The 15,982-nt window shown below is 68.6% G+C and carries 11 protein-coding genes; 10 read left to right on the top strand and 1 reads right to left on the bottom strand.

The window, feature by feature from the left end; genetic code table 11:
- The first annotated feature begins 713 nt into the window (after positions 1–713).
- The 10 genes from AB0B98_RS10975 (at position 714) to AB0B98_RS11020 (ending at position 15,733) form a co-directional block, all read left to right on the top strand.
- Entirely contained in the window at positions 714–1,922 is a 1,209-nt protein-coding gene (locus AB0B98_RS10975) for an FAD-binding oxidoreductase (protein WP_357362079.1), read from the top strand.
- Between the two features lie 1,201 nt (positions 1,923–3,123).
- On the top strand, positions 3,124–4,569 hold the full coding sequence (locus AB0B98_RS10980) for an APC family permease (RefSeq protein WP_357362427.1): 1,446 nt from the start codon (positions 3,124–3,126) through the stop codon (positions 4,567–4,569).
- An 11-nt stretch (positions 4,570–4,580) separates the two neighbouring features.
- Positions 4,581–5,552 (top strand): hypothetical protein, encoded by a 972-nt coding sequence (locus AB0B98_RS10985; RefSeq protein ID WP_357362081.1) that lies wholly within the window; start codon positions 4,581–4,583, stop codon positions 5,550–5,552.
- Positions 5,549–6,763 (top strand): histidine decarboxylase, encoded by a 1,215-nt coding sequence (locus tag AB0B98_RS10990; protein ID WP_357362082.1) that lies wholly within the window; start codon positions 5,549–5,551, stop codon positions 6,761–6,763. Before AB0B98_RS10985 ends, AB0B98_RS10990 begins: the two co-directional genes overlap by 4 nt.
- Positions 6,764–6,773: 10 nt before the next feature.
- Positions 6,774–7,544 carry a methyltransferase domain-containing protein gene (locus AB0B98_RS10995; protein ID WP_357362083.1) on the top strand — a complete coding sequence of 257 codons (771 nt, stop codon included), beginning with the start codon at positions 6,774–6,776 and terminating at the stop codon, positions 7,542–7,544.
- 328 nt (positions 7,545–7,872) lie between these two features.
- Positions 7,873–8,007 (top strand): FxLD family lanthipeptide, encoded by a 135-nt coding sequence (locus AB0B98_RS11000; protein ID WP_357362085.1) that lies wholly within the window; start codon positions 7,873–7,875, stop codon positions 8,005–8,007.
- A gap of 95 nt (positions 8,008–8,102) precedes the next feature.
- Positions 8,103–11,150 carry a lantibiotic dehydratase gene (locus tag AB0B98_RS11005; protein WP_357362087.1) on the top strand — a complete coding sequence of 1,016 codons (3,048 nt, stop codon included), beginning with the start codon at positions 8,103–8,105 and terminating at the stop codon, positions 11,148–11,150.
- A 44-nt stretch (positions 11,151–11,194) separates the two neighbouring features.
- Positions 11,195–12,409 carry a lanthionine synthetase C family protein gene (locus AB0B98_RS11010; RefSeq protein ID WP_357362089.1) on the top strand — a complete coding sequence of 405 codons (1,215 nt, stop codon included), beginning with the start codon at positions 11,195–11,197 and terminating at the stop codon, positions 12,407–12,409.
- Positions 12,410–12,423: 14 nt separating this feature from the next.
- Positions 12,424–14,511, top strand: coding sequence for a methyltransferase, FxLD system (gene fxlM, locus AB0B98_RS11015; protein WP_357362090.1), 2,088 nt, complete (start codon positions 12,424–12,426; stop codon positions 14,509–14,511).
- 124 nt (positions 14,512–14,635) lie between these two features.
- A complete protein-coding gene (locus AB0B98_RS11020; protein WP_357362092.1) occupies positions 14,636–15,733 on the top strand; it encodes a hypothetical protein in 1,098 nt (365 codons plus the stop codon).
- On the opposite strand, the gene AB0B98_RS11025 is transcribed toward AB0B98_RS11020, so the two are convergent.
- Complete coding sequence (locus tag AB0B98_RS11025) at positions 15,730–15,897, bottom strand: hypothetical protein (RefSeq protein ID WP_357362094.1); 168 nt, start codon at positions 15,895–15,897, stop codon at positions 15,730–15,732. The two genes, AB0B98_RS11020 and AB0B98_RS11025, sit on opposite strands and share 4 nt — an antisense overlap.
- Between the last annotated feature and the right edge of the window lie 85 nt (positions 15,898–15,982).

The raw sequence follows: 15,982 nt of genomic DNA on the forward strand, positions 1-15,982 counted from the left end.
CTAACTGTTTGCCTATCGACGCCGAGTTCGTCGGCCAATGCGACCTGTGAATCCTCATCCGGCACCACGCCCCATCGCTCCCAGCGCCAAGCCTTCTCGCGCCGGGCTGCAGTGTTTAGACGGCGCGCGATGACATCGACGAGATCTTGTTGCGTCCAGCTTCGCTGTTCTCGAACGTAGCTCAACGGATGCACCAAGAGCTGACTCCGTGGCGATGGTGTCCGCGTCATCCTGCCTCCCGATCGTCGCCGTCACTCTAGTCCGATGCGGTCAAAGAAACGCGCTCTCAGCTGCGGAAACTGCTCAGATTCGTCATGAGACAACAGCGAGACAACAAGCTAGGCGTCGATTTGCTCTGGTCGTTCGGCTTTCCTGAACGGGCCAATCCGTTTCGGTGTCGACCGGTCGCTGTCGGTGATTGGACCGCGCAGAACCCAGGTCGCCCGGCTCGGCGGTGAGCAGGGGAGGTCCGCCCTAGAGGCGCTGGCGAGCCTCCTGCATGGAGGAGTCAAGTTGGGGCCGAGAGAGGGGTGGCTTAAAGATGCACCGGAGAAAGTGGTTTGTTCCGGCCGACGATAGGTCGTTCGATCCCGTAGGCAGCAACGTGACGCGGAATAGGGCTATCGAGGCACGGGTAAAGACGTGTGCGGAAGATCCGAAGCCCAGGCGGGTGGTGCTTAGCGTTGGCCGCCCACCCAGGACCAGCCGGCGCGATGGCTGACCTGGGGCTCTCGCTGGCGGTCGCCCTCTCCACGCATGGCCGAGCCGCCGACCACTTCTGGTCGTTCATGGAGGACCGCAGTGTGCGGCTACTCCCGCACCAGTTCGCGGCGGTGTTCTTCTCGACGCTTGGGCAGTTAGTCGCGGGTCGGGGTGATCCGGCCGGTCGGCGCGCGGCGTTGGCGGTTTTGGGTCGGATGTACCGGCGTTTTGATCTTCAGCCGTATCACGGTACGGCCGTCGCGGCGGCGTTGGTCGATACGGTGCGCCGGTTCGTGGGCGAGGGTTGGGAGCCCGAGCTGGCGGGTCAGTGGGAGGTGGGGTGTCGTCGGGCGCTTCGGCTCGCGGAGCGGGCGGCGGGGGCGTTGGGTGATGGCCCGCATGTGACGTTCGGCGTGGTGGAGGCGTGTGAAGCGGCCTCTGATGGTGTCGCGGTGTTGACTGTTCGGCCGATGCGGAGGCTTCGGTATTCGCCTGGTCAGGCGATGCCGGTGTGTACGCCTCGGTTGCCGGGGCTGTGGCGGTGGTATTCGCCGGCGAGCGTTCCGCGCCCGGATGGGCGGGTGGAGTTCCACGTTCGTGCCGTGCCGGAGGGTGTGGTTTCGCCTGTTCTGGTCGAGCGGGTGGCTCCGGGGGAGCTGTTGTGGCTGGGGCCGGCTTCCGATGTCGGGTTGTCGCTGGAGGCCGCTGGTGAGACCGATCTGCTGATGGTGGCCGGGGGTACTGGTCTTGCGCCGCTGCGGGCGCTGGTTGAGCAAGTTGCCGCGTCGCCGGGCGGGCGGCGGGTGACGTTGGTGGTGGGCGCGCGGACGCTCTTGGACCTTTACGACGCGGTGGCCTTGGACAAGCTTCAGCAGGCGTGTGGTGACCGGCTCACTGTGGTGTTGGCGTTTTCGAACGACTGTGATGTGGAGCCGGCTGCGCAGGGCGATCTGCTCAGCGTGGCCCTGGATCACTATCGGCCGGGGCAGGCGTTCTATGTCTGCGGCTCACCGCGGTTGATCGAGTCCGCACGGAAGCAGCTGCCCCTCGCGGGGGTCGCTGCAGACAGCCTGCATCTCGCTGCGACTTTTCATCGCGCGCTCGATTCAGCGCTGTGGGTGTCTCGCCAACGCTCAGAGCACGCGGCCCACCTGGGCACCGTGCTGGAGGCGGCCGGCGACGGTAGCTCGCTCGGCCAATTCGGTGGGGATGCGCCATGAGCTTGGTGGAGACGGCGGTCCGTCGCGCGACTGGCGAGGACGTTGACGCTTTGTCCTCGGTCATGGCTGACACGCTGATGGCCCAGCCCTTAGGTGTTTGGCTGGTTCCTGATGTGGCCAAGCGCGTAGTCGTTCTGCGTCGCTGGGCACGGCTTGTGCTGTTGCAAGGGCTGGAGCGCGGTCGAGTCGATACGACCGACGATCGCGCGGCGGTGGCGATGTGGTTCGCGCGGTTGGAGCCACCCCCGCCGGCTGCCGCATGGATGTACGACCTGCACAGGCTCCTCGGCCTGCACGCGGCCCGGTTCGCGCTGCTGCACGCCTGTGTCGATGGGCTGCGTCCCCACCGTCCTCATCACCAGCTCGCTCAGGTCGCGGTCCGTCCCGGGCACGGGGACGCCGCGCAGGCGTTGCTGGCCGCCCATCACCAGACCCTGGACCTTGCGGGGTTGCCGTCGTGTGCGGAGTACAGCGGCGACCAGCCCGGAGACGGACTGCTCGCGCGAGTCGATTTTCAGCCGCGCTCGCCGGTCTTGCTCGCGCCAGGAGGTCCGGCTCTGTGGCGGATGTGGCGCCCTGACCCTTGCGACGAGCAGCCCTGCGGATCGGCTGGCGGTGGGCTGCCGCGACGAGTCCGCCTGGACCGCACCGCGACTCCTTTCTTAGCCGCGTCATCCCGGCGGCACCGTCGCGTTCTCCCTGACCACCCAGTAACGCACCGAATTCATCACCTGCTGGCGGCGACGTCTCGGCCAGCGGGGCAGTTCATCACACTCTCATACCGAAGGAAGGCACTCCTCTTGCTGACCGGAGCCGCTCAGCCCACCACCGCACTGCGACCGTGCAGTCCCGCCTTGGGGCGCTGGTTGAGGTTGCCAGCACGGATCGCGACTGGCGGCACCGGTAGCGATCTCACGCTCGCAGGCGACGTGACGTCGTCGGAGTACGCGTGGGGGTATGCGATCCGGCGCGAGTGGCCCGACGGGGCTCACGACTTGTTCGGGTTCACGCCCAATACCGACACCGCGATTCGCCGGCTTCACCGCGACCGGAGCTTCTGGCGCGGCGGCCCGGTACGGCCGACGGTGGTCTACCTCGTGCCCGCCAACGCCGCTGATGTGGACGCGCATCCGGTGGATGGCTGCCGTAGGTCGGGGTGCCCGGACTCGCCGCAGCGGGGGCAGCGGTGAAGTCGGCGCAGGTGCAGGTGGGGCTCGCACGGCGGACGCTGACGCCGTTCGGGTTGTGGGTGTTTGGAGCGGCGGCGTCGGCGCCCATGGTGGTGCTCACCGGAGGCATCGTCGAGACGTACAAGACGACGCAGGTGACGGCTCTTCCTCTGACCTTCGTGGTCGTGGCGGGCACGGTCGCGCTGCTGGCGGTGGGGTACGCGGCGATGGCCCGCCAGCTCGGGCACCCGGCGGCCTACTACGCGATCCTCGCGCACGGGTTGGGCCGGAGTTGGGGTGTCGCTGCCGGCATGGTCGCGCTGGTGGCCTACAACGCGATCCAGATCAGCCTGTACGGGCTCTTCGGGGCGACGATGGCAGCCCAACTCGGCGGCACATGGTGGGTATGGGCGGGCCTCGCCCTGGTCGTCGTCGGAGTGCTCGGTGTGCGGGCGATCATGATGTCGACCCGGGTCTTGGCCGTCGTGCTGGCCGTGTCGTTGCTGATCGTCGCGGCGTTCGTCCTCGCCGGGGTGGGACAGGCGGCGGACGGGGCGGTGTCGTGGGACGGCTTTTACGCCTCGGGTTTGGCGGTCAGCGGCATCGGCGGTGCGGTCGCCTTCGGCGTAGCCGCAGTGATGGGCTTCGACGCGCCGGGGTCGCTCGTTGAGGAAGCCGTCGACCGCAGGTCGGTTGGCCGAGCCACCGTCGGCGGGGCACTCGTTCTCGGCGGGGTGTATGCCGTTGCCGCGTTCGCGATGGGGGTGGCGGTCGGCCCGGACGTCGTTGGGGAGGTGGCCGCTGATCCGGCGTCTGGGTTGCCGTTCTCGGTCCTGGCGCGCCTGGGCAGCTGGTGGGTGGCCCTCGCGAGCGTGGTGCTGATCTTCGCGATCGTCACGTCGATGCTGGCGTTCCATGCGGTGCTCGCCCGGTATGTGTTCGCCATGGCCCGGGAGAGGGTGCTGCCGGCGGGTCTTGCCCGGAGCAGTAGCGCGACGCGGGTCAGTGCGCCGCGTGGTGGGTCGTTGATGCAGACGGCTGTCGCGGTGGTGGTGGTGGGGGTGTTCGCGGTCAGCAGCGCTGACCCGGTGGCGGTGATGTTCACGTGGTTGTCGGCGTTGGGGGCGATGGGCCTGCTGTGTCTGTTGCTGGCCGCGTCGGTGGCCGCGATGACGGCACCGGCAAGCGTGCGTGGCCCGCAGGCCGGCGCGTGGGAGTGGCGGCTCGCGCCCGCCCTGGGCGTGCTCGGCGGGTCAGTGGTGCTCGCCCTGATGGTCGGCAACGCCGGGTCTCTGCTCGGTGCCGCGCCCGGATCGCTGAAACCGTTCCTGCTGCCCGTGATCCTCCTTGCCGTCGCTGTCGGGGGCGGAGTGTGGGCCGGGCATCTGCGGCAGGCCCGCCCGGAGGTCTACGCCGGCATCGGCCGTGGCACACCAAAGAAACATGCCGTTCCCGACGCCATGAACCTCTCGATCTGAGGAGGGCGATGATGAGGACTCACGCGGCTACGTCACCTGGTGGGAGGTACGGCGTCGATCCCCTGGACCCGCGCTGGCGAGCGGGCTACCCGCCGGCAGCACCACCTGCCAGTCACCCTGAGCCTGCGGTCGGGGTGCCGCCGCCCGGCTACGGCGCGGCACCTGTCCCCACCGGCTACCAGCGGCCACCCGACTCCGCCGTTCCCTCGAACCCACCCCCGGGCCCGTCCAGCTATGACCAACGCTCCGCCGACGGCGACGTGCCGGCTGACCTGCGGTGGGCGGACCTGCGCCGACAGGTCGTCTACCGGTCCAAGCGGCTGAACACCGGCCACCTTATTGAAGCCGACCAGGCATTCGGGGGGCGCAGCGCGGTCGGCCCTCACGCGCTGATGCTGTTCTTCGCCTCCGACGCCCCCAACGAGCCCCACGGCTACCGGCTGCACACCGCCCACCGCACCTGGCCACAGTCGACGGACTCCGATGTCTTGCCGCAACTGCTCGCGGATATGACCGAGGTCGCCGCGGACAACATCGCCTCCATCGGACGCCGGTGGAGTCCCCTCGGTCCAGAGGGTTCCATGGTCAACGGCGGAGACATGACCCTGCCTTCAGCTGCGTGGTACGTCGGCGTGGGTGTCAGCACCCTCGATTCGGACCAGGGCCGCTGGTACCAAGTCGCCCGGACATTGCGCGACGCCGCCGCTGCGGGCCGCTACATGTCGGCGTTCAACCTCAAGGGTCAGTGCTATGTCCTGTTGACCGACGGCACCGCCCTGCACATCGACCGCGACCCGCAGGCCCGCCTCGGCGACGACGGCGTGCGCTGCAACAAAACCCTCGACCCCAATCGAATCACGTTCCACAACCCGTACGAACATCTCACCAAGCAGGGCGACGACGAGACCCGCGACATCTGGCGGCAGCTCACCGCGCTGCACCACACCCTCACCGCGCACCTGCTCTCGGGGCGGCGGGCGTGACCGGTCATCAGAGCCTCAGCCTCGCTGACGCCGCGGACCTCAGCCGCGCGCCGATTGACGTCACGGCCGTGCTCGACCACCTGATCCAGGAGGCCGATGCCGCCGCCGCGACGAGCATCGGGTTTCCCGGCGCCGTGGACCTCGACTACGCCGAGGTCATGACCCGCCTCGGCAACCGGCTGTGGAACAACATCGGTGACCCCGCAGACCTTGGCGGAGTCGCCCACACCCGCGTGCTGGAACGGGCCGTCATCGCCTGGGTCGCCGACACCCTCGCCATGCCGCGAGACGACCGGTGGGGCTACGTCACCACCGGCGGCACCGAAGGCAACCTGTCCGCCCTGCACACCGCCCACCACCGCCACCCCACCGCCCGCATCTACTACTCGACCGCCGCCCACTACTCCATACCCAAGATCGCCCGGATGCTCGGGGCGCGCGGCGTACTGGTCAACGCCGACACGGGCGGGGAGATGGACTACGCACACCTCGCCGCCCAGGTCAGCCGCCGCCGACGCTGGCCCGCGATCGTAGTGGCCACCGCTGGCACGACCCTGACCGAAGCCGTCGACGACACCACCTCAATCGGCGCCGTCCTCGACGCGCACCAGGTAACCGGACACCTCCACGTCGACGCGGCCCTGTCCGGCATCCCCCTCGCACTCGACGGCCGGCTACGACTCGATGACGACAGCGGCATCAGCAGCATCGCCATCAGCGGCCACAAATTCCTGGGCGTGCCAACGCCCTGCGGGGTCGTCCTCATCCGTGATCACGCCCGCCACACGTTGAGCCACATCGCCTACACCGCCGCCCTCGACACCACCATCACCGGCTCCCGCTGCGGCCTGGCCGCCGCCCTGCTCTGGCACGCCATCGCCACCCACGGCCACGAAGCGCACCGCTGGCGGGCGACCCAAGCCCGCCGCCTCGCGGCTTACGCCGTCGATCAACTGAACGCCGCCGGCTGGCCGGCCTGGCGGCACCCGCACGCCTTCACCGTCGTCCTGCCCACCCCGCCCGAGCAGGTGCGCAAGAAGTGGCTACTCGCCACCGACGGAGCCACCAGCCACCTCATCTGCATGCCCGGCGTCACTCATGGCCAGGTTGACGCCTTCGTCGCCGACCTCACTGCCATCGCGCCACCGAGGCCGATCCCGCGCCCCCGGCAGCGACCGCACCACCAGACCACAACACACGAATCGTGTTAGGAGCACCGCAATGACGACCACCCACAGCGGCCAACTGCGCCCTGCCCCGCTGCGTGAACTGCTCGACCCGATCATCCGGCAGCAGCTGAACCGGCTCGATATTCAACCCGGCCAGCGCGTCCTGGAGATCGGCGCGGGCGGCGGTGAGGTCACCGCCGACCTGGCTCGCCTCGTCGGCCCTCGCGGCAGGGTCACGGCGGTCGACAAGGACACCACCTATCTCAACCCAACAGGTGTCATTGACGTTTATCAGCGGGACCTGAACGGTGACGACCTTCCGGGCGAGCCCGACAGCTTCGATGTCGTCGTGGCCCGGTGGCTGCACGGCGAGCTGCCACACCCCGCAGAGGCGCTGGAGCAGATGATCGCCCGGCTGCGTCCCGGTGGCTGGCTCGTCCTGGCCGACGTCACCGACACCCCGCCACGAGTCTTCTGGGCAACCGACGGCGACGTGTGGCTGATCCGCACCGTCATGCGACGCGTCTACCGCACCATCGCCGGACTCGACGGTGCCGGCACCTGGACGGCGGACACCCTCGCCCTGCTCGTCGTCAAGGGCATGGCGCAGGTCTGTACCCACGCGTCCACCGAGACCTGGACCGGAGGCGGTCCCGGGTGCCAGCTACTCGCCAACGTGGTCGACGACCTCCGTCCCGTCCTGACCACACCCGAAGTCACCGATGCCGACCTCGACCGGTTCGTCACGCTCATGGCCGACCCAAACGTTCTCCTGGGCTCCTACGAGGGCAGGGCTATCCACGCCCGCAAGGCAACCGAATGACATGCGCCGCACGGGGCGCGGGCAGGGTGCGATCCGTCCGGCTGAGTCTGTGGCAGACACGACGGAAATCAACCCGATCTCCTACGTCAAGAACTTGGGCCACCGGCAGGCCGCCACCTACAACCAGCTATTTCCGACCCGGGTAGTCGCCGTGCGACGACTACTCGACCGGCCGCCGCTCATCGAGAAAGGCGCGGTGGCCGGTCCCGGCCGGCGGCAGGGGTGCCCCCGTTCCCCTGCCGCCCCCGGCCTGACGCTCCGCAAAGTCCGTGCCGGTAGCTGCGGGGGCTACCTGCCCACCCATCATCCCAACTCCCTAGGAGGAACCATGAACGACCTGCTCGCCGCCAGCGACGACCCGTTCCAGCTGGACGTCCAGATCGTCACGGAGGGTCCCGTCGCCGCTGCACTGTTGGCCGACACGGACGACGGCTGCGACACCCAGAAGAACGGCGACTGCTAGTCGCTTGTCCTTGCCGGTTCCGGTGAGCGACCCGAACGTTCACCGGAACCGGCGACCCCCTGCAACCGAGCAAGTTCCCGTGTGAGGAGTGGATCGTGGTGGCGAGAAGCAGTCTGTACCGGCAGGTTGATGCCGCCACGATCCGCATCGCCGCGCACTCATGGCGAAGCGGCGGCCTGCCGTGGCCGCATCGAGGCGATGCCGCACGCATTGATGGTTGGCTGCGGGAGGCATGGAAGCTCCCCGGCGCGGCCGAAGCCGTGTGGACTGCCAGTCCTGAGTTCGCTTCCCGGGTCGAGGCGGTGTGCGCTGGCGGGACACTCGATGCCGGCCGCGGCTGGCGGATGGCTCTGGCACTGGCGCGGTACCTGGTGCGTGCTCAGCGGCGGGCAACGCCCTTTGGGTTGTTCTCGGGGGTCGCCGCGCTGCGCTTCGACCGGGCTGCCTCGGTCGTACCGTCAGGGCGCTCGGCCATCCGGGTACGGCCGGACGCGGGCTGGCTCGCGTCTCTGATCGCGCGGCTCGAAGCCGACCCGCACGTGCGCCGCAACCTGCGGTTGCAGGCAAACAACCTGGCGGTGGGACAGGGACTTCGGCTCGCGGTAGGGCGCCGGCCACATTCCTCGCTACCAGCAGATGGTGTCTCCTCGGTGAGGAACACGGCAGCCGTGCGGCTGGCCGGGTCGCTAGCCGCCGCGCCGGTGTCGTGGACGGAGTTGGTCGACAAGGTGACCGCCGCGTTCCCACGAACTCCGCGTGGGTCCGCGGACGCGCTGGTTGCCGATCTGGTCGACCACGGCGTACTGATCTCCTGCCTCCGGCCGCCGTCGACCTGCGCGGACCCGCTGCGACACATCCTGGACCAGCTCGACACCGTGCAGGATGACCACCTCAGGGAACAGCAGACCGTCGCGGCTGCACTCGAGTCGTTGTACATCGACCTGGGTGGCATCGCAGCCGGTACGACACGTCTCCGTGAGCTGGCTGACCGGATGCGTCGGGTGGCAGCGGATCCACAGCCGATCGCGGTGGATCTCCGGCTTGTGGATCAAGTCACCCTGCCGAGCCAAGTTGCTGACGAGATCGCGAGCGCTGTGGGCGTGCTGCGACGCTTGACGTCCCATCCGGGCGGTCGGCCGGAGTGGCGCACGTACCGTGCCCGGTTCGTCAACCGCTACGGCATGACAGCGATAGTGCCGCTGGCTGAAGTGCTCGATCCCCTGACTGGGCTGGGATACCCGAAACATTTCACCCGCGCGGCCGAAGCACCCCCAGCCTCGTTGTCCAGCCGTGACGAACGGCTCTTGGCACTGGCCCAGCAGGCAGTGATCGACGGTGTCCACGAGGTGAAGCTCGACGACGCAGCCGTGAAGGCCCTGGCCAACCCTGCGCTTGAAGCGGGCCACGTCAGCCCTCACGTCGATGTCACGGCAGAGATTCGCGCGGCGTCGCTGGACGCACTGGCGAAAGGGCGCTTCACGATCGCGCTGACCGGCGTTGGCCGTTCGGCGATGGCGACGAGCGGACGTTTCCTCGACGTGCTGCCCGCTCCCGAGCGGGAGCGGATGTGCGAGGAGTTCGCGCGGCTACCCGTTGCGGTGGATGGGGCCATGCAGGCGCAATTGAGCTTCCCACCACACCGTCTGCATGCGCAGAACGTACTGAATGCCCCGCTGGTCCTTCCGTGGCTGATTCCCTTGGCTGAGCATCGTCCGGCAACCGGGGACGTCGTCAGCATTGGTGATCTTGGTGTGGTCGCCGGCCGGGATCGACTGGTGTTGGTGTCGATGTCGCGGGGGCGGGTGGTCGAGCCAACGGTCGCGCACGCCGCCACCCTGCACACGATGCCGCTGCTCGGTCGGTTTCTCCTGGAGTTGCCCCGAGCGATGGACGCCCGGCTGAAACCGTTCGACTGGGGCGCGGCTTCCTGCCTGCCCTTTCGGCCCGCGCTGCGCTACGGGCGGATTTTGCTCACGGCCGCGCGGTGGCGCGTCGACCCGGCCTGCCTGCCCGCTGCGGACGCGAGCGACAGCGAATGGTTGGCAGCGTGGGAGGTAGTGCGGTCGAGGCTGCGGCTACCCGGGTGGGTGCAGGTCGGCAGCGGCGATCGGAGGCTCCGGCTCAACCTCGATCAGGCCATGGACCGGTCCCTGTTGCGTGCCCACCTGGACGCCAGTACTGAACCGATCACCGTGGTAGAGGCGGCGGGCCTTGAGGACTTCGGGTGGCTGTCCGGGCGTGCTCACGAGATCGTCGTACCGGTCGCCTCCACGGCCGAGCCCGCCGTGGCGCCGGCCGTCGTCTCCGCGCGAGGCTCGGGGCCGCCGCCCGTTCCGGCCCCGCCGATCATGCCCGGAGCAGGCGGCATCGTGTCCGCGTCGCTGGCCGTCGAGCCGCCAATGATGGAGCTGGTCTTACTCCGAGGGCTGCCAGCGCTGCTCGCCGACTGGCCCGAGCCGCCGCTGCGGTGGTTCGTTCGCCTCCGGCGTCCCACGTCGCACCTGCGACTGCGGCTGCACACCGACGACTACGGCCACGCCGCCGTACGGATCGGCCGGTGGGCCAACGCCCTTCGACGCCAGGGCCTCGCCGGAGACCTGAGCCTGGACACCTACCATCCCGAGTCAGGCCGATACGGAGACGGCCAGGTGCTGGTCGCCGCGCACGAGTTGTTCGCCGCCGACTCCACCGCAGCCTTGGCGCAGCTCAGCGCGCACCCCGAGCGTCGGGTCAACCGGCACGCCCTTACCGCCGCGAGCATGATCGACCTGGCCGCCGCGATGCTCGGCAGCCGCAACGACGCATGCGAGTGGCTGGTCGCCCACCCGGAGCAGGCCGCGCCGACACCCATCGACCGGTATCTGCTGCGCCAGGCGGTCACCCTTGACCCGACCCTCCTGCCGGAACAGGTCCAGCAGGCATGGCAGGAGCGATCCCGGGCCGCAGCCCGCTACGCCGACACACTGTCCGCCTCTCGTGGCCCACTGACTCCTGCCTCCGTGCTCACCTCGCTGCTGCACCTGCACTTCGTTCGCGCTCACGGTCCCGACGAACGTGCCGAGCAGGTCACGCATCGGCTCGCCCGCCACATCGCGCTGGCGACCGTACGCAGCCGCGTCCGCACCGCAGGAGCGTCCCGATGACTGCCGTGCCCCTCGCGAGTCCACTGCTATGGGCAGCCGAAACGATGGCCTCGTGCATTACCGACACCCTCACCCAGCCGCCCCCTCCGGACTTCACGGCGGACGACTACGGGCCACGAAGTGCCCGCTGGCACGCCCAATCCCTATCGCGAGGTGCTGCCGGTGTAGCGATCCTGCACGGCGTGCGCGCCCAGACTGGGCACGGAGGATGGGAACCGGCCTACGAGTGGCTGCGACGCGCGACCGCTGACACCCTGAACAACGGCAGCGGAGCTGGACTGTGGTTCGGTGCGCCGGCAGTCACCCACGCGCTGACCACGGCCGCGCTGCACGCCCGTCCGGCATCCCTCGTTGCGCTCGATTACTCGGTCGCGGATCTGACCAGATGGCGTTTGGCTGCTGCGGAGGCGCGCATCGCGGTATGTGCCCGGCCCACGCTGTCGGAGTTCGACCTCGTACGCGGGCTGACCGGCCTCGGAGCCCACCTGCTACGCCGCGAACCAGACGGACAACTGCTCCGGCAGGTGCTGACGTACCTGGTACGGCTCACCGACCCGGTCGACATCGACGACGAGGCCGGACGGCTCGCGCCAGGCTGGTGGAGCGCCGACCCGCCCGATCCCGACAGCCCTGCATCAGGTGGACACGCCAACTTCGGCATGGCGCACGGCATCACCGGCCCCTTGGCGCTCCTGGCGCTCGCCATGCGCCACAACATCCTGGTGCCGGGACAAGCCGAAGCAATCGACCGGATCAACACCTGGCTGGACGACTGGCGGCAGACCAGCCCAACCGGACCATGGTGGCCTGAGAGAATCACGGCAGTCGAGCTGCACGCTGGCAAGCCTGCGACACGCGGACCGGCGCGGCCGTCCTGGTGCTACGGCACCCCCGGCATAGCCCGCGCGCAACAGCTCGCTGGGATTGCCCTCGGCGACCTCGTTAGGCAGGAGACAGCGGAAGGCGCCCTGGCCCGCTGCCTGGCCGACCCCGTTCAGCTCAACCGACTTGTCGACCCATCGCTGTGCCACGGCTGGGCAGGACTCGCCGCAACGGTTTGGTACGCCACAGTTGACGCCCACACCACCAGTCTGCGCACCCACATGCCCCACGTGATGCGCCTGCTGATCCAGCACGCCACCGTCGCCACCCCGGCGCGATCCGGTCTGATCGCCGGCCACGCCGGAGTCGCTCTCACCCTGCACACCGTGGCCACCGCCACCGACATCCGCTGGGCAACCAGTCTGCTAATCCACTAGACGAGGAGACCCCCATGGACCTCGACCTCGCCTCTGACATCGCCCCACCCATCCAGGCGGTTTCGGTAAGCCGGTGGCGGCAGGTCAATCTGACCTTCGCCGACTGGCAAACCGCCGAAAAGTACGCCGCAACCCGGCTCGCACCCGCACTAACCAGCGCCGAGGACAGCGGTGTGATCACCGCCTTCTGGTTCATCCGCAAAACCGAGACGTGGCGGTTGCGGCTCCTGCCCGGCGACCGGCAAGCCAGGGTCTACGCCCTCCTCGCTGACCTCACCAGTGACGATCGCATCCGCGGCGTCAGCGAGCCCATCTACCGGCCCGAGGCATACGCGTTCGGCGGCGACCAGGCCATGACGGTCGCGCATACTTTCTTCCACGCCGACAGTCGTCACATCCTCGGCCATCTCACCGACGGCGGCGCCCACCGACGCGAACTCTCTGTCGTACTGGCTACCCGCCTCATGCGTGCCGCCGGGCTGGAGTTCGCCGAGCAAGGCGACGTCTGGCGACACCTCGCGATCCGCCGTCACCAATCCGACGCGCCAGGACCGAGCCTTCAGCTGATCGCTGCCGTGCAGCGGCTGCTCATCGCCTCCGACGACGCGCCGGGTAGCCCGCTGACAGCCACCCCCCAATGGCCGCAAGCCCACGAGCGGGCGGGCGCAGACCTCGGCTTCCTCGACCGGCACGGCGCACTGACCCGCGACCTGCGCGGGGTGCTAACCCACCACCTGCTGTTCCTCTTCAATCGGCTCGGCATCTCGGCCGCCGACGCCTGGCTCCTCGCGACGGCCGCCACGCACGTCGCCTTCCACCACTCGTCCACTGACGCCTACGACAAGCATCACCTCGCCCAGACAACAGAGAGAAGCACACACATGGTCCACTCGTCTGACGCCAAACCCGAAGCTCCCAGCGCAGCCGTGCTTCGCGAGCAGCTCGTCACCGCCTTGAAACAGCGTGGCCACATCCCCTCGGCTCCCGTCGAGCAGGCGTTTCGTAGGGTGCCCCGCGAGCAGTTCCTCCCTGGTGTCGATGTGGATACCGTCTACACCCGCCGCCAGATTGTCACGAAGCGCGACTCCAGCGGTGCCGCGCTGTCCTCCGCGTCGAGCCCCAGCCTCGTCGCGGACATGCTCGAACAACTCGGAACGCACCCCGGACATCGCGTCCTGGAGATCGGCGCGGCCACCGGCATCAACGCAGCCCTGCTGGCCGAGCTAACCACCCCCGCCGGCAAGGTCGTCACCATCGAACTCGACCAAGACCTCGCCGACGGCGCCCGCGCCGGCCTCGCCCGCGCCGGCTACACCACCGTCGACGTGATCCACGGCGACGGAGCCCTCGGCCACCCTGACACCGCGCCCTACGACCGGATCATCGTCACCGCCGGAGCATGGGACATCTCCACCGCCTGGTGGGACCAACTCGCCAACCACGGCCGCATCGTCGTACCCCTACGCGTACACGAGAGCGGGCTGACCCGATGCTTCGCCTTCGACCGCACCGACACCCACCAACTCACCAGCACCACGACACCGCTGGTCTGCGGATTCGTCCCCATGCGCGGTACCGCAGAACACACCGACTATCACGTACGCCTCGACACCGACGTGGCCCTCAAACTCGACGCCGCCGACCACCCAGACCGACAGGCGCTCAGCCGCGCCCTGAGCCAACCCCGGCACGAACGCTGGACCGGCATCGAAGTCGCCGATGCGGATCCCGTCGGCCATCTCGACCTATGGCTACTCCTGCACACCAGCACACCGTTCGGCCGTCTCGGCGTCGGCGACACTGCCCGCACCAGCGGACTGGTCACCCCCGCCTACCGGTGGGCCGGGGCCGCCATTTACCACGGCGGCACCATCGCCTACCTCGCCTTTCAACCAACCGGCGAAGGCCACCACGAAATCGGTGCCATCGCACACGGACCGGACGCCGACAAGCTCGCCGCCGAACTCACCAGCCTGGTCGACCAATGGGACGAAGCGGGCCGCCCCAACCAACCCACCGTGACCGCCCAGCCAGCAGGAACGCGACCTGCCGAGCCCGGCGACCTACAACGACCCGACACCACCTTCACCATCTCCTTCTGACGGCACACGCCGGGGCGGTGCCCAACCCCGCCCCGGCCACCCCAGGCACAAGCACCGCCAACCACCACGACCGACCGAACAGACATCGATGCCAACACGCGCCTGCGCCGTACGTAAGGACACCATGACCCTGCCCCTCGCATCCACCATCGCCGCCCGTTTCCCCCTCGTCCCCCGCAAACGACCGCCAGCAAAACCACTCGACGAACGAGTGAACCGACTCGCTGCACTCGCCGAAACCGCCCACCGGGAGCGCGACCCGGAGAAGGCGTCGATGGTTTTCAATGGAGCGGCCCTCGTCGCCTCCGACTGCGGAGACGCGGAACTCGCCCGCACCTGGTGCCATCAACACGCGAACCTCTACCTCAGCCAATCTCCGCTCAACAGGCACACCGCCCGCTTCGCCCTCGAACCCGTCATCAACCTCGCCCGCCTCCGCACCCGAGACGGCGACGGCGACGGCGCACACCGCCTGCTCACCGACCTGCACACAGCGATCGTCAGCGGCAGGCACGCCGTCATAGATGACATGGAGATATACCCCCAGCAGCTCACCGCTGATCCCTGCGAACTCCAACAAATCATCAGTTGGCTACACGGCATCCTGCTCTCCGATGGAACCCGCGCCCTCACCCTGTCCGGCCGCTGGGTCGACGCACTGGCTCACGTGCAGCACTACGACGGAATCGGCCCCACCCTGCTCGACGGGCGACAGATCGCGGTCATTGCCCACCTGATGCAGGGCGACGACGTCGAAGCCGCCGGCCTCCTCAGCCGAACAAAGGTCGAAGAGCCATGGGAGCGAACGGTGCACGACCTCCTTCAGAGTTGGCACGCAACGACGACCAGAGGCACCCCCACAACTGTTTACCCTGGCCTGACTGACCGAGCGTCGGCCGCTGCGGCGGGTAGAGGAATGTCGGTGTTCCGCGTGCGGCTCAGTCTCACGGCTTTGGACTTTTCCACCGGCTTGCCGCCGTACATCGCAGATGACCTCATCAAGCGGCTCGCGGCAGACGTGATCCGCGACGAGGATGCCAACGCGGCGCGCGATCTCCTCAACCATCCGGCCGTCGGCCCTGAGTACCAGGGGCCGCTAGGTCTATTGGTCGAGTCGAGCGGGTTGGGCCTGGGTGCCTTGCCAGATGCAGCACGGAATCCACTGTCGTTCGCCGTCGCTCTGGCGGGCGCAGCTATAAGCGGTGTTCCTGGCCCTGCCTAAGCGATGTCTCGTAAAGCGATCGCTGTCCGGTCTGGACTGCCGGTGATCATCAGGCGCGCGCGTCGGCGGTCGCAGGCCAGCATCACCACGTGGTGCGAATCGGCGTCCCCAAGCAGCGCCCGGGCTTGTTCGGTCCGAAGCCGGCGAAGAAGTTCGTCATCCACGCGCGAGGCTAAGGGACGCTTCGTAGCCTCGCGCGTCTATCCGGTGTGGATAGTCGGGCAGGATGCCCGGGTGCAGGTGATTACC

Source organism: Micromonospora sp. NPDC048947 (genome assembly GCF_040649495.1).
Classification (GTDB): Bacteria; Actinomycetota; Actinomycetes; order Mycobacteriales; family Micromonosporaceae; genus Micromonospora; species Micromonospora alfalfae.

Bases quoted from the DNA above. Each gene is read 5' to 3' on its own strand.
- AB0B98_RS10985 (WP_357362081.1), top strand. From the start codon at position 4,581: ATGAGGACTCACGCGGCTACGTCACCTGGTGGGAGGTACGGCGTCGAT.
- AB0B98_RS11010 (WP_357362089.1), top strand. From the start codon at position 11,195: ATGGCCTCGTGCATTACCGACACCCTCACCCAGCCGCCCCCTCCGGAC.
- AB0B98_RS10975 (WP_357362079.1), top strand. From the start codon at position 714: ATGGCTGACCTGGGGCTCTCGCTGGCGGTCGCCCTCTCCACGCATGGC.
- AB0B98_RS11020 (WP_357362092.1), top strand. From the start codon at position 14,636: ATGACCCTGCCCCTCGCATCCACCATCGCCGCCCGTTTCCCCCTCGTC.
- AB0B98_RS11000 (WP_357362085.1), top strand. From the start codon at position 7,873: ATGAACGACCTGCTCGCCGCCAGCGACGACCCGTTCCAGCTGGACGTC.
- AB0B98_RS10995 (WP_357362083.1), top strand. From the start codon at position 6,774: ATGACGACCACCCACAGCGGCCAACTGCGCCCTGCCCCGCTGCGTGAA.
- fxlM (WP_357362090.1), top strand. From the start codon at position 12,424: ATGGACCTCGACCTCGCCTCTGACATCGCCCCACCCATCCAGGCGGTT.